The organism is Rhodanobacter sp. Col0626, assembly GCF_049994385.1.
GTDB lineage: Bacteria > Pseudomonadota > Gammaproteobacteria > Xanthomonadales > Rhodanobacteraceae > Rhodanobacter.
Map to the genome: position 1 here is coordinate 1,778,994 of NZ_CP188260.1, position 22,158 is coordinate 1,801,151.

Annotated in this window: 19 protein-coding genes and 1 tRNA gene; 17 read left to right on the top strand and 3 right to left on the bottom strand. The window is 62.5% G+C overall.

The annotated features are described in order from the left end of the window. The first annotated feature begins 10 nt into the window (after positions 1-10). The 15 genes from ACPPVV_RS07465 (at position 11) to gyrA (ending at position 19,161) form a co-directional block, all read left to right on the top strand. The gene (locus ACPPVV_RS07465; protein ID WP_426702823.1) at positions 11-1,519 is read left to right on the top strand and encodes an NADH-quinone oxidoreductase subunit M; all 1,509 of its coding nucleotides are present in this window, start codon (positions 11-13) and stop codon (positions 1,517-1,519) included. A gap of 12 nt (positions 1,520-1,531) precedes the next feature. Continuing rightward, positions 1,532-2,986 carry an NADH-quinone oxidoreductase subunit NuoN gene (gene nuoN / locus ACPPVV_RS07470; RefSeq protein ID WP_426702824.1) on the top strand — a complete coding sequence of 485 codons (1,455 nt, stop codon included), beginning with the start codon at positions 1,532-1,534 and terminating at the stop codon, positions 2,984-2,986. Positions 2,987-3,056: 70 nt separating this feature from the next. Next, positions 3,057-3,133, top strand: a tRNA-Met gene (locus tag ACPPVV_RS07475). Positions 3,134-3,330: 197 nt separating this feature from the next. Further along, positions 3,331-3,864: a ribosome maturation factor RimP gene (gene rimP, locus ACPPVV_RS07480; protein WP_426702825.1), complete on the top strand. Its 534-nt coding sequence runs from the start codon at positions 3,331-3,333 to the stop codon at positions 3,862-3,864. 104 nt (positions 3,865-3,968) lie between these two features. Next, positions 3,969-5,474, top strand: a complete 1,506-nt coding sequence (gene nusA / locus ACPPVV_RS07485; RefSeq protein ID WP_426702826.1) for a transcription termination factor NusA — start codon at positions 3,969-3,971, stop codon at positions 5,472-5,474. Between the two features lie 130 nt (positions 5,475-5,604). Continuing rightward, positions 5,605-8,442, top strand: coding sequence for a translation initiation factor IF-2 (infB, locus tag ACPPVV_RS07490; protein ID WP_426702827.1), 2,838 nt, complete (start codon positions 5,605-5,607; stop codon positions 8,440-8,442). A 162-nt stretch (positions 8,443-8,604) separates the two neighbouring features. Further along, positions 8,605-8,988 (top strand): 30S ribosome-binding factor RbfA, encoded by a 384-nt coding sequence (gene rbfA / locus ACPPVV_RS07495; RefSeq protein ID WP_426702828.1) that lies wholly within the window; start codon positions 8,605-8,607, stop codon positions 8,986-8,988. A gap of 27 nt (positions 8,989-9,015) precedes the next feature. Beyond that, on the top strand, positions 9,016-9,942 hold the full coding sequence (truB, locus tag ACPPVV_RS07500; protein WP_426703193.1) for a tRNA pseudouridine(55) synthase TruB: 927 nt from the start codon (positions 9,016-9,018) through the stop codon (positions 9,940-9,942). A gap of 165 nt (positions 9,943-10,107) precedes the next feature. Next, complete coding sequence (gene rpsO, locus ACPPVV_RS07505) at positions 10,108-10,377, top strand: 30S ribosomal protein S15 (protein ID WP_140650979.1); 270 nt, start codon at positions 10,108-10,110, stop codon at positions 10,375-10,377. Between the two features lie 85 nt (positions 10,378-10,462). After that, complete coding sequence (gene pnp / locus ACPPVV_RS07510) at positions 10,463-12,577, top strand: polyribonucleotide nucleotidyltransferase (RefSeq protein ID WP_426702829.1); 2,115 nt, start codon at positions 10,463-10,465, stop codon at positions 12,575-12,577. A 102-nt stretch (positions 12,578-12,679) separates the two neighbouring features. Beyond that, a complete protein-coding gene (locus ACPPVV_RS07515) occupies positions 12,680-13,786 on the top strand; it encodes a poly(R)-hydroxyalkanoic acid synthase subunit PhaE (protein ID WP_426702830.1) in 1,107 nt (368 codons plus the stop codon). A gap of 12 nt (positions 13,787-13,798) precedes the next feature. After that, positions 13,799-14,866, top strand: coding sequence for a class III poly(R)-hydroxyalkanoic acid synthase subunit PhaC (locus ACPPVV_RS07520; protein WP_426702831.1), 1,068 nt, complete (start codon positions 13,799-13,801; stop codon positions 14,864-14,866). A 42-nt stretch (positions 14,867-14,908) separates the two neighbouring features. Further along, on the top strand, positions 14,909-15,082 hold the full coding sequence (locus ACPPVV_RS07525; protein WP_426702832.1) for a PspC domain-containing protein: 174 nt from the start codon (positions 14,909-14,911) through the stop codon (positions 15,080-15,082). A gap of 106 nt (positions 15,083-15,188) precedes the next feature. Next, positions 15,189-16,208, top strand: a complete 1,020-nt coding sequence (gene mtnA / locus ACPPVV_RS07530; protein ID WP_426702833.1) for an S-methyl-5-thioribose-1-phosphate isomerase — start codon at positions 15,189-15,191, stop codon at positions 16,206-16,208. A gap of 334 nt (positions 16,209-16,542) precedes the next feature. Next, complete coding sequence (gyrA, locus tag ACPPVV_RS07535; RefSeq protein WP_426702834.1) at positions 16,543-19,161, top strand: DNA gyrase subunit A; 2,619 nt, start codon at positions 16,543-16,545, stop codon at positions 19,159-19,161. Between the two features lie 93 nt (positions 19,162-19,254). Here gyrA and ACPPVV_RS07540 read toward each other — a convergent pair whose 3' ends face one another. From ACPPVV_RS07540 to ACPPVV_RS07550, 3 genes are all read right to left on the bottom strand, one after another. Then, a complete protein-coding gene (locus ACPPVV_RS07540) occupies positions 19,255-19,473 on the bottom strand; it encodes a helix-turn-helix transcriptional regulator (RefSeq protein ID WP_426702835.1) in 219 nt (72 codons plus the stop codon). Between the two features lie 3 nt (positions 19,474-19,476). Further along, complete coding sequence (locus tag ACPPVV_RS07545) at positions 19,477-19,908, bottom strand: hypothetical protein (RefSeq protein ID WP_426702836.1); 432 nt, start codon at positions 19,906-19,908, stop codon at positions 19,477-19,479. 133 nt (positions 19,909-20,041) lie between these two features. Then, positions 20,042-20,524: a peroxiredoxin gene (locus tag ACPPVV_RS07550; protein WP_426702837.1), complete on the bottom strand. Its 483-nt coding sequence runs from the start codon at positions 20,522-20,524 to the stop codon at positions 20,042-20,044. A gap of 140 nt (positions 20,525-20,664) precedes the next feature. On the opposite strand from ACPPVV_RS07550, the gene ACPPVV_RS07555 reads away from it, so the two are divergent. Beyond that, positions 20,665-21,117, top strand: coding sequence for an Hsp20/alpha crystallin family protein (locus ACPPVV_RS07555; RefSeq protein WP_426702838.1), 453 nt, complete (start codon positions 20,665-20,667; stop codon positions 21,115-21,117). Between the two features lie 78 nt (positions 21,118-21,195). Continuing rightward, positions 21,196-22,092, top strand: a complete 897-nt coding sequence (locus ACPPVV_RS07560; RefSeq protein WP_426702839.1) for a DnaJ C-terminal domain-containing protein — start codon at positions 21,196-21,198, stop codon at positions 22,090-22,092. The last annotated feature ends 66 nt before the right edge of the window (positions 22,093-22,158 follow it).

The window sequence follows — 22,158 nt, forward strand, 5'->3', positions numbered from 1 at the left end:
AACGGGATCCATGTTCAATCACTTGCTCAGCCTGCTGATCTGGCTACCCGTCATCGGTGCGATTCCGGTGCTGCTCGCCGGTTCGGCCCGGCCCAACCTGGCACGCTGGCTGTCGCTGCTGGTGGCGGTGCTGACCTTCGTGGTCAGCCTGTTCCTGCTGGTGCAGTACCACCCCGATGCGGGTGGCATGCAGCTGACCGAAAGTTACCTGTGGATCACTTCGTGGAGCGTGCATTACGGCCTGGCTGTCGATGGCATCTCGGTCGCGCTGATCGTGATGACGACCTTCGTCGGCATCCTGGTGATCGCCGGCGCCTGGGAAGTGATCCAGGACAAGCCGCACCAGTACATGGCCGCCATGTTGATGCTGGAAGGCCTGCTGATCGGCGTGTTCTGTGCCACCGACGCGCTGCTGTTCTACGCGCTGTTCGAGGCGATCCTGATTCCGATGTTCATCCTGATCGGTATCTGGGGTGGACCGCGCCGCGTGTACGCGACGCTGAAGTTCTTCATCTATACGTTCTTCGGCTCGGTCTTCATGCTGATCGCGCTGCTGTACCTGTACCAGAAGGCGCACACCTTCGATCTGGCGACGCTGGCGGCCCTGCCGTTGACGATGAAGGAGCAGAGCTGGATTTTCTTTGCGTTCCTGATCGCCTTCGCGATCAAGGTGCCGATGGTGCCGGTGCATACCTGGCTGCCGGACGCCCATGTGGAGGCGCCGACCGGTGGCTCGGTGGTGCTGGCGGCGGTGATGCTGAAGGTCGGCACCTACGGAATGCTGCGTTTCATCCTGCCGATCGTGCCGGATGCCGGCGCGCACTTCGCCTGGTTGATCATCGTGCTCAGCCTGATCGCGATCGTCTACATCGGCTACGTCGCGCTGGTGCAGGAGGACATGAAGAAACTGGTGGCGTATTCGTCGGTAGCCCACATGGGCTTTGTCACGCTGGGTATCTTCATTGCCTTCATGCTGGTGCGCGATTCAGGCCATACCGACATGGCGCTGCTCGGCATGCAGGGTGCAATGGTCCAGATGATTTCGCACGGCTTCATTTCCGGCGCCATGTTTACCTGCATCGGCGTGATGTACGACCGTGTGCACACGCGACAGATCAAGGATTACGGCGGCGTCATCAACGTGATGCCGTGGTTCGGCTTCTTCTACGTGCTGTTTGCGATGGCCAATTGCGGCTTGCCGGGCACCAGCGGTTTCGTCGGCGAGTTCATGGTGATCCTGGCCAGCTTCGCGGCCAGTCCATGGATCGCGTTGTTCGCCGCGTTCACGCTGATCATCGGTGCGGCCTACACGTTGTGGCTGGTCAAGCGCGTGCTGTGGGGCGAGATCACCAATCCGCACGTGGCGGAGATGAAGGAAATCAACGGCCGCGAGACGTTCGTGCTGGTGGCGTTCGCCGCCGCCGTACTGGCACTGGGTATCTGGCCGCAGCCGCTGATCCACCTGATGGACAGCTCGGTGGCGCAATTGGTGCAGCAGCTCGCCATTCACAAGATTTGATCGGGATCGACCATGCCAACTATCAATGACATCCTGATCCTGCTGCCGGAGTTCTATCTGGTGGCGGCGGCGTGCCTGCTGTTGCTGCTGGACGCCTTCATGAAACCCGCGCAGCGCCCGCTGCTGCACTGGATCTCGATCGTCGTGCTGCTGGTGGCGATGTATCTGATCGTTGCCGGTCAGCCGGAGCAGGCGATGACCGCGTTCGGCGGCATGTTCGTGCGTGACGACGTGGCCGAGATCCTCAAGGTGTTTGCACTGCTCACCACCGTGCTGGTGTTCGTCTATGCGCGGCCGTACCTGGTTGATCGCAAGCTGCTGATCGGCGAGTTCTACACGCTGATGATCTTCGCGGTGATCGGCATCATGCTGCTGGTTTCTGCCGGCAACCTGATCACCGTGTACCTGGGGCTGGAGTTGCTGTCGCTGTCGTCGTACGCACTGGTTGCGCTGAATCGCGATGCGAAGCTTCCGTCCGAGGCGGCGATCAAGTACTTCGTGCTGGGTGCGCTGGCTTCGGGCATGCTTCTGTACGGCATGTCGATGGTTTACGGAGCATCCGGCATGGGCGGCACGCCGAGCCTGGATCTGGCCCAGCTGCACAACGTGATGAGTTACACCACGGCGCCTACGCTACTGCTGTTCGGCCTGATCTTCATGATCGTCGGCATCGGTTTCAAGCTCGGCGCTGCGCCGTTCCACATGTGGATTCCCGACGTCTACCAGGGCGCGCCGACGCCGGTCACGACGTTCATCGCTTCGGGCTCGAAGCTGGCTGCGTTCGGCATGGCCTACCGCCTGCTCGACGCCGGCATGGGCGATCTGGCGCAGCACTGGCAGCTGATGCTGGCGGTACTGGCGGTGCTGTCGCTGGCGATCGGCAACCTGGTCGCGATCGTGCAGACCAACCTCAAGCGCATGCTGGCGTATTCGACCATTTCGCACATGGGTTACCTGCTGCTGGGCCTGGCTGCCGCCGGGCCGGAAGGTTACGCCGCGGCGATGTTCTACGCGATCTGCTACGCGTTGATGGGCGTGGCCGCTTTCGGCGTCATGCTGGCGATGAGCCGGGCCGGTTTCGAGTGCGAGGAAATCGCCGATCTGAAGGGACTCAACCAGAAGTCGCCGTGGATGGCTTTCCTGATGTTGCTGGCCATGTTCTCGCTGGCCGGGGTGCCGCCGCTGTTCGGTTTCTGGGCCAAGGTGCTGGTGCTGGAGGCAGCGATCCACGCCAACATGCTATGGCTGGCCATCGTCGGCATCGTGTTTGCCATCATCGGCCTGTATTACTACCTGTACGTGGTCAAGGTGATGTACTTCGACAAGCCGGTCGAAGGTAGCGCGCTGCAGGCGCAGCAGGACAAACCATTGCGTGTCGTGCTGTCGCTGAATGCGCTGTCGCTGCTGGCACTGGGGCTGTACTGGGGACCGTTGCTCAGCTGGTGCCGTCGCGCACTGGGACTCTGATCGATGATGCATTGGTTCACGCCAGGACTTGCAAGAAACCGGCCACCCCGGTAAACTCTTCGGACTCTGATGCGGGGTGGAGCAGTCTGGCAGCTCGTCGGGCTCATAACCCGAAGGTCGCAGGTTCGAATCCTGCCCCCGCTACCAGATCTTTCTTGATGCAAGAAAGCCTCCTCGTGAGGCTTTTTTGTTGGGCGCAAGGATGCGTAGTGCTGACTGCCACTGGCGGTTCGTGCACCGGAAGGAGCTGCATGAGGAGGAACATCGGCGAGATAAGGAAATGGGCCGTTGGAGCCCATTTTTTGTTTCTGTCGTTCTGAGAGAGTGAGCTGGAAAAGCGAATCATGGATACACAGGCACTGGCACAACGCTTCACCGAGGTACTGGCCGATCTGGGTCTGGAATGCCTTGGCGTGGAGTTCACCCCGTCGCACGGGCAGAGTACCCTGCGTATTTACCTGGACTTGCTGGACAAAGAGGCAGGCGACGGCGAGCGACGTGAAGTCGGCATCGAGGATTGCGAGACGGCAAGTCGCGAGTTGTCCGCCATGCTCGATGTGGAGGATCCGGTTCCCGGCCACTATGTGCTGGAGGTTTCCTCGCCAGGCCTGGATCGACCGCTGTTCACCGCCGCACAGTTTGCGCGGGCCAGCGGACAGGAAGTGAAGCTGCTGCTGAAGGCGTCGCTGGAAGGTCGTCGTCGCCTGCGTGGCAAACTTGTGTCGGTGGAGGGCGAGCACATCGTGTTGGAAGCCGAAGGCAAGACATTCGAGTTCGATCACGCGCTGGTGGAAAGTGCGCGGGTGGTGCCGGACTGGGTGGCGCTTGGTTATGCGCCGCAGCCCAAGCGTGGCGGCAAGGCAACCGGCAAAACGTAATTTTTATGCGGCCATCCATGGCCGCGTTCCAGGTTTTGTGTTCCGGGATGAACACAACAATTCAACCATTGGTATCCGGATGGGATGCCTACGGAGTTGCTGCAATGAGCAAAGAACTTTTGCTGGTCGTCGACGCGGTCGCCAATGAAAAGGGCGTGCCGGAAGAAGTGATTTTCGAGGCAATGGAGGCCGCACTGGCCTCGGCTGCGAAGAAACGCTATCCGGATGAGGAGCCTGACGTTCGCGTGTCGATCGATCACGACACCGGCGAGTACCAGACTTTTCGCCGTTGGGAAATCATCGCCGACGATGGCGAGATGGAGTCGCCGTCCTACCAACTGCGCCTGATGGATGCGCTGGACGAGCGCGCCGACGCCGAAGTGGGTGAATACATCGAGCAACAGGTCGAAAACGCCGAATTCGGTCGTATCGCCGCGCAGGCCGCCAAGCAGGTGATCGTGCAGCGCGTGCGCGAAGCCGAGCGCCAGCAGGTGGTCGATGCGTTTGCCGATCGCATCGGCGAACTGGTCACCGGTATCGTCAAGCGCGTCGAGCGCGGCAACATCTACCTCGACCTGGGCAGCAATGCCGAGGCGTTCATTCCGCGTGACAAGACGATTCCGCGCGAATCGGCCCGTGTCGGCGACCGTGTGCGCGGTTACCTGTATGAAGTGCGCTCCGAGGCTCGCGGTCCACAGCTGTTCGTGTCGCGCGCGGCGCCGGAGTTCATGATCGAGCTGTTCAAGCTGGAAGTGCCGGAAGTCGGCCAGGGCCTGGTCGAGATCAAGGGCTGCGCTCGCGATCCGGGCGATCGCGCCAAGATCGCCGTGCTGGCGCATGACAGCCGCACCGATCCGATCGGCGCCTGCATCGGCATGCGCGGCTCACGCGTGCAGGCGGTGTCCAATGACCTGAACGGCGAGCGCGTCGACATCATCCTGTGGCACGAAAACCAGGCCCAGTTCGTGATCAACGCGATGGCGCCGGCCGAAGTGCAGTCCATCATCATGGACGAGGAAAAGCATTCGATGGACATTGCGGTAGCCGAGGACAAGCTGTCCCAGGCGATCGGTCGCGGCGGCCAGAACGTGCGCCTGGCCAGCAAGCTGACCGGTTGGCAGCTCAATGTGATGACCCAGGATCAGGTCACCGCCAAGAGCGAGTCCGAGCAGGAGGCCGCGCGCCAGCTGTTCATGGACAAGCTCGAAGTGGATCAGGAAATTGCCGTTATCCTTGTGCAGGAGGGTTTCTCCAGCGTCGAGGAAATCGCCTATGTGCCCAGCGCCGAACTGCTGGCGGTCGAGGGCTTCGACGAAGATATCGTCGAGGAACTGCGTGCCCGTGCCCGCGATGCGCTGCTGACCGAGGCACTGGCGGTGGAAGAGGGCGTCGATGAGCATCAGCCGTCCGAAGAGCTGCTGGCACTGGAGGGCATGGATGAAACGACGGCCTTTGCATTGGCCGCTCGTGAAGTAAGCACGGTCGACGATCTGGCTGACCTGGCGGTGGACGACCTGATCGATATCGAAGGCATGAACGAAGAGCGTGCTGCAGCACTCATCATGGCCGCGCGTGCGCCGATGATCGCGCGACTGGAGAAGGGCGGCTAACCGCGGACGGTGGCACCCTGGACGGGTGTGCCGAGAAGGGCTTTACGGAGCCTTTCAGTACGAATGAAGTTGGCGGCGTGGACCATGTCGCACAAACGATAAGCGCGGGAACGGCGGAGCAAAGAACACGATGTCGGACGTCACGATCAAACAACTCGCCCAGGTACTGGGTATGCCGGTCGACAAGCTGCTGACGCAGCTCGGCGAGGCAGGCATGAAATTCTCCGATCAGGAGCAGGTCATCAGCAGCACCGAGAAGGTGAAGCTGCTGGGCTTCCTGCGCCGCACGCACGGCAAGAGCGAAACTGCCGCCGAGGTCGATGACAGTGCGCCACGCCAGATCACCCTCAAGCGCCGCACGGTGGGCGAACTGAAGGTGGCCACTCCGGGTGGACGCGGTGCCGTGGGCAGCGCCAAGACCGTCAATGTCGAAGTGCGTGCCAAGCGCACCTACGTCAAACGTAGCGTGATCGCCGAGGAAGCCAGCGCCGAGCCCGAGCGCGAGGACGCCGTGCGCAAGCTGCAGGAATCCCAGCAGCAGCGTGAGCAGGAAGATCGCGAGCGGATCGAGACTGAACAGCGCCGCCAGACGGAAGCGCAACAGCGCGCCGATGAAGCGCAACGGCGCCAGGAAGAAAAAGAACAGAGTGAGGCTGCTGCAGTCAGCCGCGTCGAGCCGGTCGTGCCCGAAAAGGTCGAGTCAGCGCCGGAAGCAGCTCCCGAGGTTGTCCCGGCGAGCGCCAGCGACGATGTCACCGGATCGGTTCAGCGCATCGACCAGCGCGATCTGGGCATGATCCTGCCGCGCATCCACGAGCCGCGCAAGCGCGAAAAGCTGGTCAAGCCGGTCGTCGTGGCTGCGCCCGCTGCTGCACCGGCAGCCCCGCCAGCCGCACGCCCGCCGGTCGCGGCAGGTGCGCCTGCACCGGCCTCCGCCGCCGGCGATGCCAGCCGCAACAAACCCAAGCATGCCCGTGAGCGCAACGACAGCGCGGGCGGCGCCGCCGGTAGCAAGGACGGTCGCGATAGCGCCGGCAAGCGTTTCGCCGGCGGCCAGATGCATTTGAGCGAGGCCGATCGCGCCCGCCGCTCTTCCAGCAACAAGCGTGGCAAGCCCGGCCGCAGCAGCGGTCGCGAGATGTTGTCGCGCGGCAACAGCAACACGCCGACCGGCCCGCACGGTTTTTCGCGCCCGACCGCGCCGGTGGTGCGAGAAGTGGTGGTGGGTGATGCCAACGTCGTCGCCGAGCTGGCCCAGAAGATGGCGGTCAAGGGTTCCGAGGTGGTCAAGGCGTTGTTCAAGATGGGCGTGATGGCGACCATCAACCAGACCATCGATCACGATACCGCGATACTGGTGGTCGAGGAGCTCGGCCATATGCCGGTTGCCGACAACCAGAACAACGCCGAGGAAACGTTGGCGGCGCATACCCAGAACGTCGAACTGGAAGGCGAGAAAGTCACGCGCCCGCCGGTAGTGACCATCATGGGCCACGTCGATCACGGCAAGACCTCGCTGCTCGATTACATCCGCCGTACCAAGGTCGCCTCGGGCGAAGCCGGCGGCATCACCCAGCACATCGGCGCGTACCACGTGGAAACGTCGAAGGGCGTGATCACCTTCCTGGATACGCCCGGCCATGCGGCGTTCACCTCGATGCGTGCCCGTGGCGCGCAGTCGACCGACATCGTGATCCTGGTGGTGGCGGCCGATGACGGCGTCATGCCGCAGACGGTAGAAGCGGTGAAGCATGCGCGCGCCGCCAAGGTGCCGCTGATCGTCGCGGTCAACAAGATGGACAAGGAAGGCGCCAACCCCGACAACGTCAAGCAGGGGCTGGTGCAGTACGAAGTGGTGCCGGAAGACTGGGGCGGCGACGTCCAGTTCATTCCGGTATCGGCCAAGACCGGTGCAGGTGTCGAGGATCTGCTCGACGCGATCTCGGTGCAGGCCGAGGTGATGGAGCTCAGGGCCGTGGCTGATGGCCGCGCCTCCGGCGTGGTGATCGAATCCAGTCTGGATCGTGGTCGCGGTCCGGTGGCCACCGTGCTGGTGCAGCAGGGTACGTTGCGCAAGGGCGATTTCGTGGTCTGCGGTATCGAATACGGCCGCATGCGCGCGCTGATCGACGAAACCGGCAAGCAGGTGCTCGAAGCCGGTCCGTCGATCCCGGTGCAGGTGCTCGGCTTGTCCGGCGTGCCGGAAACCGGTGACGATTTCGTCTGTGTCGAGGACGAGCGCCTGGCCCGTGAAGTGGCGCAGGAACGTGAGCTCAAGCGTCGCGAAACGCGCATGGTCAGCAAGAGCAACCGGCTTGAGGACATCATCGCCAAGATGGGCCAGGGTGTGGAGCAGCAGACGCTCAATATCCTGGTCAAGGGCGATGTGCAGGGCTCGGTCGAGGCATTGCGCGAGTCGCTGACCCAGATCGGCAACGAGCGGGTCAGGGTGAATGTGGTCTCGTCCGGCGTCGGTGGCATCAACGAATCCGACGCCACCCTGGCGGCGGCCTCGAAGGCGCTGATCATCGGCTTCAACGTGCGTGCCGATGGCTCGGCCCGCAAGGTGATCGAAACCGCCGGCCTGGACGTGCGCTACTTCTCGATCATCTATGACGTGATCGACCAGGTCACCCAGGCGGCGACCGGCCTGCTCGGCATGGAAGTGCGTGAGGACATCATCGGTACCGCCGAAGTCCGCGACGTGTTCCGCAGCTCCAAGTTCGGTGCCGTGGCCGGTTGCATGGTTACCGAAGGCACGGTCAAGCGCAGCAAGCCGATCCGCGTGTTGCGCGACAACGTGGTCATCTTCGAAGGCGAGCTGGAATCGCTGCGCCGCTTCAAGGAACTGGTCGACGAAGTGCGCAACGGCATGGAATGCGGCATTGCCGTGAAGCAGTACAACGACGTCAAGCCGGGCGACCAGATCGAGTGCTTCGAACGCACCGAAGTGGCACGCACGCTTTGATCTTGAGCCCCTCTCCCACCGGGAGAGGGGTTGGGGTGAGGGTTCACGGCTTGCGCAACTTTCCCGGCGCAGAGTTCACTCAGGGTCGGGAACCCTCATCCGCCCCTTCGGGGGCACCTTCTCCCAAGGGGAGAAGAGAAATTGTCCTTCGGAGCTTTTTGCATGCCCTCCCGTGACTTCAAACGTACCGACCGCATTGGGGCCGAATTGCGCCGCGAGCTTGGCTTGCTGGTGCACGCGGCCGTACGCGATCACGGACTTCCGTCGGTCAGTGTGTCGGATGTGGAAATCACCCGTGACCTCGATTGGGCAACCGTGTGGGTCACCGCGCTGATGCCCGAACAGGGCTTGCCGGCGGTGAAGGAACTCAACGGGATGAGCCACGAAATTCGTCATTCGCTGGCGCATAGCGGCATGCGCATGCGCAGGGTGCCGGAACTGAAATTCAAATACGACGATTCGGTGGACAAGGGCGAGCGCATCGAATCGCTGCTGCGCCAGCAGGCTCGCGACCTGACCTCGCCGGACGGCGACAAGCAGGATTGAACCGCGATATGGGGCATGACTGACTCGATGAATCGTCAACCGCGCACCCGGTGGCGTGACCTGCACGGCATCGTATTGCTCGACAAGCCGTTGGGGCTGAGTTCCAACCAGGCGTTGCAGGCTGTACGGAAGCTGTTGCGTGCGGCCAAGGGTGGCCATACCGGAGCCCTCGATCCCCTGGCCACCGGCCTGCTGCCGCTGTGTTTTGGCGAGGCAACCAAACTCGCCGGTAGCCTGCTAGGCGCGCGCAAGGCCTATCTGGCCGAGTGCCGGCTCGGCATCATCACCGATACCGCCGACAGCGAGGGCGAGGTTGTTCAGCAATGTCCGGTACCCGAGCTTGATGATGCAGCGATCGAGACGGCGCTGGTCAAGCTGCGCGGTCGCATTCTGCAGGTCCCCCCGATGTATTCGGCGCTGAAGCAGGACGGCGAGCGGCTGTATGCAAAAGCTCGCCGCGGTGAAACCGTGGAGGTGCCGGCGCGCGAGGTGGATGTCTACCGACTGGATCTGCTGGCACGCGACGGAGACACGTTGAAGCTGCTGGTGGAATGCGGTTCGGGCACCTACGTGCGGTCGCTGGCGCTGGACCTGGGCCAGGATCTCGGCTGCGGCGCGCACCTGACGGCACTGCGCCGGACCTGGGTCGAGCCGTTTCGTGAGCCGCGCATGGTGACGCTGGAGCAGTTGCAGCAGGCGGCAGAGCAGGGTGATGAAGCCCTGCTGGCATGGCTGCTGCCGGTATCGGCAGGGTTGTCCGATTTGCCGGTCCTGCGGCTCGATGAAGCGCAGAGCATGGCCATTTCACGCGGTCAGCAGATCATGCTGCCCGGTCTGCCATCGGCTGGGCGCTGCGCGGCATATTCCAGTGACGGCGCGCTGTTGGCGCTGCTGGAGCCGGATGCCGAGGGGCGCGCGTGCATCCTGCGCGGCTTCAACTTGCCGCCCGAGTGACGGAATTGTTCCCGCGGAGCGCTCCACACGTGTTGTAACAGCGCTCCCATCAAGTAGAATAGACAAGTTATTTCAACGCTTTCATTCAACTAGGCGAAGCTTGCGCAACGTCATCGCGGTGACGTTGCGCAAGCTTCGCATCGCCTTTCAAGGAAACGTATACCCATGTCTCTTAACGCAGAACAGACCGGCAAGATCATTGCTGATTTCGGCCGCGTGCCGAACGACACTGGCTCGACCGAAGTCCAGGTGGCCCTGCTGTCCGCCCGCATCGATCACCTCACCGGCCACTTCAAGGAACACAAGCAGGACCACCACTCCCGCCGTGGCCTGCTGAAGCTGGTCAACCAGCGCAAGCGCCTGCTCAGCTATCTGAAGGATCGCGACCTTGCGCGTTACCAGACCCTGATCGAGCGCCTCGGCCTACGTCGCTGATCCGCGCGCGTTCATTCGTGAACGCAAAGATCAAGAGGCGCCCGGTTTTCGGGCGCACTTCTCAATCAGATCAGGAATCAATCACGTGGCAAAAGTAACCAAGTCATTCCAGTACGGTAATCACGAAGTCACACTGGAGACGGGCGAAATTGCCCGCCAGGCATCCGGTGCGGTCATGGCCAGCATGGGCGGCACCGTGGTGCTGGTCACCGCTGTGGCAGCGACCAAGCAGAAGGAAGGCCAGGATTTCTTCCCGCTCACCGTCGACTACGTCGAGAAGTTCTACTCTGCCGGCCGCATTCCCGGCGGTTTCTTCAAGCGTGAAGGCCGTCCGACCGAGAAGGAGACGCTGACCTCGCGCCTGATCGATCGCCCGGTGCGCCCGCTGTTCCCGGAAGACTTCAAGAACGAAGTGCAGGTCATTGCACAGGTCGTCTCGCTGAATCCGGAAGTCGATGGCGACATCGTCGCGCTGCTCGGCGCTTCGGCTGCGCTGAGCCTGGCCGGCATCCCGTTCAAGGGCCCGATCGGCGCTGCCCGCGTCGGTTACGCGAACGGCAAATACCTGCTGAACCCGTCGGCCACCGAGCTGAAGACCTCCGAACTGGACCTGGTCGTTGCCGGCACCACCGGTGCCGTGCTGATGGTGGAATCGGAAGCGAAGCTGCTGTCCGAGGACGTGATGCTGGGCGCCGTGATGTTCGGCCACCAGCAGATGCAGACCGCGATCCGCGCGATCGCCGAGCTGGCCACCGAAACTGGCAAGCCGTCGTGGGACTGGAAGGCGCCGGCACGCAACGAGTCGCTGGTCGCCGCCGTCAATGGCGCGGTCGGCAACCAGCTCGCCGAAGCGTTCCAGGTGCGCGACAAGCTGGAGCGTCGTGACGCGATTTCCGCCATCAAGGTCGACGTGCTGACCGGGCTCAAGGCGCAGGCCGAAGAGAATGGCTGGTCGTCTGCCGCGATGGCCAAGGAATTCGAGGAACTCGAGTACCACACGATGCGCGACAGCGTGCTGAAGACCAAGGTGCGTATCGACGGTCGGCAGCTCGACGACGTTCGTGCGATCACCGCTCGTGTCGGCGTGCTGCCGCGCACCCACGGCTCGGCGCTGTTCACCCGCGGCGAGACGCAGGCGCTGGTCGTGATCACGCTGGGTACTACGCGTGATGCGCAGATCATCGATGCGCCCGGTGGCGAGTCGAAGGATCCGTTCCTGTTCCATTACAACTTCCCGCCGTTCTCGGTGGGTGAGGCTGGCCGTTTCGGTGCGCCGAAGCGTCGCGAGATCGGCCACGGCCGTCTCGCCAAGCGCGGCGTGCAGGCGGTCAAGCCGACGATCGAGGAATTCCCGTACGTGGTGCGCGTGGTCTCGGAAATCACCGAGTCCAACGGTTCCTCGTCGATGGCTTCCGTGTGCGGCTCCTCGCTGGCCATGATGGATGCCGGCGTGCCGCTGAAAGCACCGGTGGCCGGTATTGCGATGGGTCTGGTCAAGGAAGGCAGCGACTTCGTCGTGCTGTCCGACATCCTGGGCGACGAGGATCATCTCGGCGACATGGACTTCAAGGTGGCCGGTAGCGCCGATGGCATTTCCGCGTTGCAGATGGACATCAAGATCGACGGCATCACCGAAGAGATCATGAAGGTGGCGCTGGAACAGGCCAAGCGTGGTCGCCTGCATATCCTGGGCGAGATGAGCAAGGCGCTCACCACGGCCCGCACGGAAATGAGCGAGTACGCCCCGCGCCTGATCACCATCAAGATCCACCCGGACAAGATCCGCGAAGTGATCGGCAAGGGCGGCGCCACGATCCGTTCGATCACCGAAGAGACCGGCACCACGATCGACATCAGCGACGACGGCACCATCATCGTCGGCTCGGTCAATCGCGAGGCAGGCGAAGCGGCGAAGAAGCGCATCGAGCAGATCGTTTCCGACGTCGAGCCGGGGCGCATCTACGAGGGCAAGGTTGCCAAGCTGATGGATTTCGGTGCATTCGTCACGATCATGCCGGGCAAGGATGGTCTGGTGCATGTGTCGCAGATCTCCGATGAGCGTGTCGAGAAGGTGTCCGACAAGCTCAAGGAAGGCGACATCGTCAAGGTCAAGGTGCTCGAAGTCGACAAGCAGGGCCGTATTCGCCTGTCGATGAAGGCGGTGACCGAGGAAGAGCGCGCAAGCGGTGCCAATGCCTGATTTGATGGCAACGCGATAGCACAAGGCCCGGCTCATGCCGGGCCTTGTGCGTTATGGAGCCGGTGATTTTGTGCAACACGTTTTTGCTAGGATGCAGGAACCATGCATGAGGACGCACCGATGGCCGACCCGGCGAACGATTTCATCAGGGATTATCAGGCCCTGGCGCAGCAATCCTGGGACGCCTGGACGCGGCAACTGCAACAACAGCAGCCTCAGCCTGTCGCCAATCCGTTTTTTACACCGCCACCGGCACCGCCCTCCGGCAACGACACGCTGGAACGCACGCTCGCTGGACTGAAGGGGTATTTCGACTGGATGCAGGGCGTGGCCGCCGGCGGTGCCTCGGCCCAGCCGGCGGATTGGCGCCAACAGTTGCAACAGTTGTTCGGTGGCACCAGCCAGCCGTTTGTGCAAGCGTTCGGCGGCATCGACGGCGCCGGTGCGGACGGCTTCTCCCGGCAATGGCAGTCATGGATGCAGGCCGCACAGCACAGTGGTTTCGGCGATCTGCCAGGTGCGCACGGGCCGAGTCCGGCGTTCGGATTGAACCGCGAGCAGCAGATGCAGCAGCAAGCCATGAGCACCGCGATGCTGGCCTCGTTGCAGGCGTCGGCGCGTTACCAGGCGCTGATCCAGCGTGCCAATCAACAAGGTGTGCAACGCTTGCAGGACAAGCTGGCTCAGCATGCCGAGCCGGGTCGCCAGATCGATTCGCTGAAGGCGCTGTACGACTTGTGGGTGGATGCAGCCGAAGAGGCTTATGCCGAGATAGCGATGTCGGACGAGTTCCGCGAGGTCTACGCCGAGATGATCGACACGCAGATGCGCGTGCGGCAGATGCAACAACAACAGACCGAGCAAATGTGTCAGCAGCTCGGGGTGCCGACACGCACCGAGGTGTCCAGTCTTGGCGAACGGTTGCAGGCCTTGCGCCGGGAGTTCCGGGCCAGCCAGGCGCCGGCAGCCGAAGATCACGCCGACGAGATCATGGCGCTTCGCCGCGAACTGGCCGCGCTGAAGCGTCAGATAGCCAGTGGCTCGACGACGCCGGCAACGAAGAAGACTGCTCCCGCCAAACCGTCGACTTCAGCCGTAAAGAAGTCCGTTTCGAAGGCCCCTGCGAAGGGTGCGCGTGCGACAGTGGCCAGCAAGGCCAAGCCCAAGGTTGCATCCCAGTCCCGCACCAGTCCGCGCAAGCGCAAGTAAGGAGACGTCGCCATGTACACGCCATTGCGCATCGACCCGACCAGGGCCCTGAGCGACATCGCAACGTTCCAGCGCAAGTTAGCTGCCGGCATGGGCAACCTGCGCAACATGCGCGAGCCCGAATACGCGAACACGCCGCGCGAGCTGGTCTACAGCGAAGACAAGCTGAAAGTGTGGCACTTCACCGGCCACGGCAAGGCCACTTCGAAGACCCCGCTGCTGATCGTCTACGCCCTGGTCAATACCGTGTGGATGACCGATCTGCAGGCCGACCGCTCGATGGTGCGCAACCTGCTGGAGCAGGGCGAGGACGTCTACCTGATCGATTGGGGCTATCCCGACGGCGCCGACCGCTGGCTGACCCTGGACGATTACATCAATGGCTATCTCGATCGTTGCGTCGATGCCGTGCGCAAACGACACGATCTCGATGCGATCAACCTGCTTGGCATCTGCCAGGGTGGCGCGTTCTCGCTGTCTTACACCGCGCTGCACGCAGACAAGGTAAAAAACCTGATCACCATGGTCACTCCGGTGGATTTCCACACGCCGGACAACATGTTGTCGCACTGGTGCCGCAGCATGGACGTGGACCTGTTCGTCGACACCATGGGTAATATTCCCGCTGGATTGATGAACTACGTCTACCTCACGCTGAAACCGGTGCGGCTCAATCAGCAAAAGTACATTGGCATGGTCGATATTCTCGACAACCCGACCGAACTGGAGAATTTCCTGCGCATGGAGCGCTGGATTTTCGATTCGCCCGACCAGGCTGGCGAGGCGTTTCGCCAGTTCATCAAAGATTTCTACCAAGGCAACAAACTGATCAAGGGCACGCTGTCGATCGGCGGCCAGGCGGTGGATCTGGGTATGATCACCCAGCCGGTGTTGAACATCTTCGCCGAGCATGACCACCTGGTGCCGCCGGACGCTTCGCGCGCGCTGGGCAAACACGTCGGCACCACCGACTACACCCAGCTCGCGTTCAAGGGTGGCCATATCGGCATCTACGTGTCCGGCCGGGCGCAGCGCGAGGTGCCGCCGGCGATTCATCAATGGCTGCGCGCGCGTGATTGACCGTCTTCAGCATGGAACAGATCAGTGAATACCGATAAACGCTTGCTCCGCTCCCGCAACAACCGAACCGTGGCTGGTATCTGCGCCGGCGTTGCCGAATATTTTGGCTGGGATCCGACCCTGGTACGGGTTGCCTGGATCGTGCTCACCTTGCTGGGCGGATCCGGCATCCTGCTGTACCTGATCCTGTGGCTGGTGATCCCCGAGGCACCTTGAGGAGAGCTTGTCGAGCCTCCCGCGCGGCAACGTTGCTGGTGGAAAGCGTTCATGAACGGCAACCCGGATATCGTTGGCCGCACCTCGCTTCGGCGATAATGCGCAAATGACCAAGCCATCCGAAAACCATGACTCCATCCGCGCGGTGCAGTGGCAGGGCGACCACCTGCGCCTGCTCGATCAACGCCTGTTGCCCGGCGAAGAGCGCTGGATCGACTGCCGCGATGCGGAGCAGGTAACCCGCGCGATCCGCGATCTGGCGGTTCGTGGTGCTCCGGCCATCGGCATTGCTGCAGCCTGGGGCGTGGCGATGGCGGCACAACAGAACGCATCGCTGGAACCGGCGCTGGCTTCCCTGCGCGCGGCCCGGCCCACGGCGGTGAATCTGATGTGGGCGCTGGACCGGATGAAGAAACGCATCGCGGCGGGTGCCGATGCCGACGCACTGCTGCGCGAGGCACAGGCGATCCAGGATGAGGACCTGGCCGCCAACAGGCATATGGGTGAACTTGGCGCCTCGCTGATCATGCCCGGCTCGGGCGTGATGACCCATTGCAATACCGGCTCGCTGGCCACGGCTGGTTACGGCACTGCGCTGGGCGTGATCCGTGCGGGCGTGGCGACAGGCCGCATCGCCAGGGTCTATGCCGGCGAAACCCGACCGTGGCAGCAAGGGGCCAGGCTGACCATGTGGGAACTGGTGCGCGATGGCATTCCCGCGCAGCTGATCGCCGACTCCGCCGCGGCCCACCTGATGAAATCCGGTGCGGTGCAATGGGTGATCGTGGGAGCGGATCGAATCGCCGCCAACGGCGATACCGCGAACAAGATCGGTACGTACCAGCTGGCGATCACGGCGAAATTTCACGGCGTGAAATTCATGGTGGTGGCACCGTCCTCGACGGTCGACATGGCCACCGGCAGCGGCGAGGAAATCGAGATCGAACTGCGCGATCCGGGCGAGTTGCTGAGCACCGCCGGCACGCGAACCGTGGTCGAAGGCGCGCAGGCGTGGAACCCCGTGTTCGATGTGGCTCCAGCGGAACTGATCGATGCGATCGTGACGGAGCGTGGCGTGATCGAGCGGCCCAACAGCATGGCGATGCAGGCGATGTTCGGTGGCTGAAGCGATCACGACGATCTCGCCGCCGTTCGCGTTCGGCAGCTCCGTGGCGGCGTATACGCGCTGCGGATGTTGAATTTCCCGGGTCTGCTTTGCCGGCCAGCGGCGCGCGTTGCGAGCGGTTCCGTGGTGGCGGCGCTGGTCAATTTTTCGACAGCCCGCGGGGTGCTTTTCCGGTGCCCCGAGGTGATGCTGTAAGTGATTGATTCGAAAAAGGTAAATCCTGTCTTTTTAGTGCCTTTCATGGTACACTCCACAGGTTGATTTCGGGTCGCTCGCGTACGCGCTTGAGACGCGGTGCCAGCGTCCTTCTACGTCATCAGGGAAATGAAGATTCATGGCAGAACTCGCCAAAGAAATCATTCGCGTCAACATCGAAGACGAGATGCGCCAGAGCTATCTCGATTACGCCATGAGCGTGATCGTGGGCCGCGCTCTCCCGGATGTCCGTGATGGTCTGAAACCCGTGCATCGCCGCGTTCTTTTCGCGATGAATGAACTGGGTAACGTGTGGAACAAACCGTACAAGAAGTCGGCCCGCGTGGTCGGTGACGTGATCGGTAAATACCATCCGCATGGCGATCAGTCGGTGTATGACGCGATCGTGCGCATGGCGCAGCCATTCTCGTTGCGCTATCTGCTGGTCGACGGCCAGGGCAACTTCGGTTCCGTCGACGGCGACAATGCCGCCGCGATGCGTTACACCGAAGTTCGCATGTCGCGGCTTACGCACGAGCTGCTGGCCGACATCGACAAGGAAACCGTCGACTTCGGTCCGAACTACGATGAGAGCGAGCACGAGCCGCTGGTGTTGCCGGCACGCGTGCCGAACCTGCTGGTGAATGGTTCGGCCGGCATCGCGGTCGGCATGGCCACCAACATCCCGCCGCACAATCTCAACGAGGTGATCGCGGCGACCATCGCGTTGATCGACGAGCCCGCGCTCTCGATCGACGAGCTGATGCACTACATCCCGGGTCCGGATTTTCCGACCTACGGCATCATCAACGGTTCGTCCGGCATCATCGAGGCCTACCGCACCGGTCGTGGCCGCATCCTGGTGCGCGCCAGGGCCGAGGTGGAGACCGAGGCGAATGGCCGCGAGACGATCATCGTCCACGAGCTGCCATACCAGGTGAACAAAGCGAGGCTGATCGAGAAGATCGCCGAGCTGGTCAAGGAAAAGAAGCTCGAAGGCATCAGCGAACTGCGCGACGAGTCCGACAAGGACGGCATGCGCATCGTCATCGAAATCCGCAAGGATTCCATGGGCGATGTAGTGCTGAACAACCTGTTCCAGCAGACCCAGATGCAGGTGACGTTCGGCATCAACATGGTCGCGCTGCTGGATGGCCAGCCGCGCCTGCTGAACCTCAAGGACATCCTCGAGGCGTTCATCCGCCACCGTCGCGAAGTGGTTACCCGCCGTACGATTTTCGAGCTGCGCAAGGCACGCGCTCGCGCGCATATCCTTGAAGGCCTGACTGTCGCACTGGCCAACATCGACGAGATGATCGAACTGATCAAGACCTCGTCGTCACCGGCCGAAGCGCGCGAGCGCATGGTGTCGCGTCGCTGGGAAGCCGGTCTGGTGCGCGCCTTGCTCTCGGCCACCGGAGCAGAAGCATCGCGGCCGGAAGAAATGGACCCGCGCGATGGCCTGAAGGACGACGGTTACCAGTTGTCCGAAGCGCAGGCGCTGGAAATCCTGGCCATGCGCCTGCATCGCCTGACCGGGCTGGAGCAGGAAAAGCTCTCCGACGAATACCGCCAGATTCTCGAAACCATCCGCGGCCTGATCGAGATCCTGGAGAATCCGGATCGCCTGCTCGAAGTGATTCGCGGCGAGCTCGAGGCGGTCAAGGAGGAGTTCGGCGATGCCCGCCGCACCGAAATCCAGCATTCGCAGGAAGACCTCAACGTCCTCGACCTGATCGCGCCGGAAGACATGGTGGTTACCCTGTCACACACCGGCTACGTCAAGCGCCAGCCAGCCAGCACCTACCGATCGCAGAAGCGCGGCGGCAAGGGGCGTTCGGCGTCCGCGCTGAAGGACGAGGATGTGGTCGAGCAGTTGTGGGTGGTCAACACGCACGACACCCTGCTCACCTTCACCAGCACCGGCCGTGTCTACTGGCTCAAGGTCTACCAGATTCCGGAGGCGGGCCCGGGTGCACGTGGCAAACCGATCATCAACCTGTTGCCGCTGGGCGAGGGCGAGAAGGTGCAGGCGGTATTGCCGATCCGCGAATACAGCGAGGACCGTTTCGTATTCTTCGCGACCGAGCACGGCACGGTCAAGAAGACCCCGTTGAACGAGTTCGCTTTCCAGCTGCAGAAAGGCAAGCTGGCGATCAAGCTGCACGACGGCGATGCACTGGTCAATGTCGAAATGACCGATGGCAACAGCGATATCCTGCTGTTCGCCTCCAACGGCAAGGTCAATCGTTTCGACGAGAACACCGTGCGTTCGATGGGTCGTACCGCCGCCGGCGTGCGCGGCATGCGGCTGGCCGAAGGCGCACATGTGGTTTCGCTGATCGTGGCGGCGGAGGGTGACATCCTCACCGCAACCGAACGCGGCTACGGCAAACGTACGCAGCTGGTCGAGTTCACCAAGAAAGGCCGTGGCACCCAGGGAGTTATCGGCATCCAGTGCTCTGCGCGCAACGGCGCGCTGGTCGCCGCGGTGCAGGTCACCGAGGCGCACGAACTGATGTTGATTTCCGACAAGGGCACGCTGGTGCGTACCCGTGTGGCGGAAGTCTCGCAGCTCGGCCGCAATACCCAGGGCGTTACCCTGATCCGCCTGCCCGCCGACGAGACGCTGGTCAGCGTGATGCGGTTGGAGGCGGAAGAGGAGAATGGCGATGAGAACGGACTCACCGAAACGCCGGTTCCGACCGACGGCGATGGTGACGCGTCGGTCATCGATCCGCCGGCAACCGAAGAGTGAAACCGGTCCAAAGTTGAAACAAAAAACCCCGACGATGTCGGGGTTTTTTGTTGGTGCGAACGGATTTGCAGACTCCGCGCTGTATCGATGGAATCAGGATCGCGGGTCGGCCAGACGAAAGAGTTGCTCGACAGCCGTGTCCAGGGCACGGGCGAGCTTGAGTGCCAGCAACGTGGATGGAACCATCCGCTCCATTTCGATCGCATTGATCGACTTGCGGGCCGTGCCGATCAGCTCAGCCAAGGCACCCTGGGTCAGATTCTTCTCGGCGCGCACGACTTTCAGGCGATTGACCAGCCGTTCTCCTTCCATGTGTTACTCCCGGTCGTGTAGCAGAAAGACGGCGAGGAAGGCGGTCGCACCCAGGGCAACGGTCAATGCTGCCACCATTTGTCCGGGCAGGGCGATCGTCATGACGGTGCTCATCAGGCAGAACGAGGCCAAGGCTCCCAGCACCGCGAAAAACGCCCATTTGTACGCATGCGTGATCGCTGCCTGGCGCAATTCATCGTGCAACACGACCTCATGTCTTGCCCGCAAGGCTTCCTTCGGGCCACGAAGTCGTTGCTGGCTGAGGCAGGTGACGGCAAACACGATGCCAATGGCCAATGCCAGCAGCAATGCACGTCGGGTGTCACTGCCCAGAGCAAGCGTCGCTGCCAGTGCCAGGACAACGACCAGTGCCAGCCACACTCCGCGGCGCTCGTTCCTTACCAGCCTGTCAGTCTGGTCATCGATATTTCGCATGCCTGATCCTTCGGCAGGTTGCGACCGGGATCATCGTAGAACCTATAGGTATCATATTGAAACTCATAGGTTTCATTTGATGACTATCAACCCCAAGGCGCGTTTTCGAGGGCCAAGGCAGCGATGGCATTCATCACCGCCCGATCGCCGCCAACATTGCTTCGGCGCTGGAGACGCGGAATTCGCCGGGCGCCTCGACCTGGACCAGGCGTGCGACGCCACTCTCCGCGTACAGCGCAAACCGGCGCGCGCGCAGGCCCATGCCGAAGGCGGTACCGTCAAGCTCCAGCCCGAGTGCGCGCGTGAAAATGCCGTTGCCGTCAGCCAGCATCAGCAGGCCAGCGGGCGTCTGTTGCGAAGCTGCCCATGCTTGCATCACGTACGCGTCGTTGACCGCGAGGCACATGATGCTGATGCCTCGTTGCTGGAACTCGGCAAAATGTTTCGAGTAACCGGGCAGGTGCTTGTTCGAGCAGGTCGGTGTGAATGCGCCAGGGACGCCGAACAGCAGCACATTCCGGTCGGCGAACAATGCGCCGGTCTGCTGCGGTTTGATGCCGTCATCGATGACCTGAATGGCGGTATCGGGAATCGTGTCGCCAGGCTGGATGCTCATGCACGGATCTCGGATGGAAGGAAGGGAACACGCCATGCTAAATCGCCCGGCAGTAGCGTGTCGCCTTGAATCATCAGCGACAGCACCTATTTTCTGTGGCAGGCGGTAATGGACCGCACATGCATTCGAGGAGACACACGATGAATCTGGGTCGTCATGGCATCTGGAATACGGGCAACAGCCTGCCCGATGAAATCCGTCAGGCGTTCGATCGCTTCCTGCAGCCGCAGGACAATGATGCCTCCAACGGCGTCACCGATCAGTGGGCACCACGGGTGGACATTCGCGAGGATGAGCAACATTTTACGATCCTGGCCGACATCCCCGGCGTGGATCCGGCGCAGATCGAGATCAGCATGGACAAGGGCATCCTGGCCATCAAGGGCGAGCGTGAGGTGGGTAGTACCGAGTCCGGTTCCCGATTCACCCGGGTCGAGCGTGCACACGGCGCATTCCACCGTCGCTTTGCCTTGCCGGACAGTGCCGATGCCGAAGGCATCACGGCGAACGGCAAATTGGGTGTGCTGGAGATCGTGATACCGAAGAAGGTACAAGCCACGCCGCGACGCATTACCATCAACGCCAGCCACTGAGGCATGGCCTGAGTGGAGTATGTCCCGTGGCAGACGACGTAGTCTGCCGCGGGTTTTGCGTGAGCCGGGGAGTGGTGAGTGGAATTCAAAGATTATTACGAGATCCTGGGTGTCAAGCCCGATGCGAGCGAAGCCGAGATCAAGGTGGCTTATCGCAAGCTGGCGCGCAAATACCACCCGGACAAGAACAAGGAAGCCGGCGCCGAGGACAAATTCAAGGCCGTCAACGAGGCCAACGAAGTACTCAAGGACGCCGAAAAGCGGCGTTCCTACGATCAATTGCGCGCCGGCGGCTACCGTCAGGGTGAACAATTCCGGCCGCCGCCCGGATGGCAGGGCCAGCAGGGCTTCGGCGGTGGCGACGACGGCGATTTCAGCGACTTCTTCGAAAGTCTGTTCGGTCGTGGTGCCGCCGGCGGCCAGCGTGGCCAGCCGCGGCCGCGTCGTGGCCAGGATGTGCAGGCCTCGGTGCAGATCGATTTGCAAACCGCGTTCGATGGCGGTCGCACGCGGTTGGCGATGCATGATCCGGCCGGTGGCGAGCGGGTACTGGAGGTGAAGATTCCCGCGGGCATCCAGCCCGGCCAGGTGATCCGCCTATCCGGCCAGGGCCAGCCAGGCATGGCCGGTGGACCCCGTGGCGACCTGTTGCTCGAGGTGGGTGTTCGCGACGATGTGCGTTTTCGTCTGGACGGACGCAACGTGGTGCATGTGTTGCCGATCGCCCCGTGGGAGGCTGCACTTGGCGCCAGCGTGTCGGTGCCGACGCTGGCCGGTACGGTCGATCTGCGTATTCCGGCGGGTTCGCAGTCGGGCCGGAAGTTGCGCCTGAAGGGACGCGGCATGCCCGGCGCCCATCCGGGAGACCAGCTGGTGGAGCTGTCGATCCGGGTTCCGGCACCCGATAGCGACGAGCAGCGCGCAGCTTACGAGGCGTTGCGCGAACACTTCAAGGATTACGATCCGCGCCGCTAAGCGCCGGTCTGCCATTCCCGAAACGAAAAACGGCGCCTGTGAGCGCCGTTTTTTCTTGAACTGAAC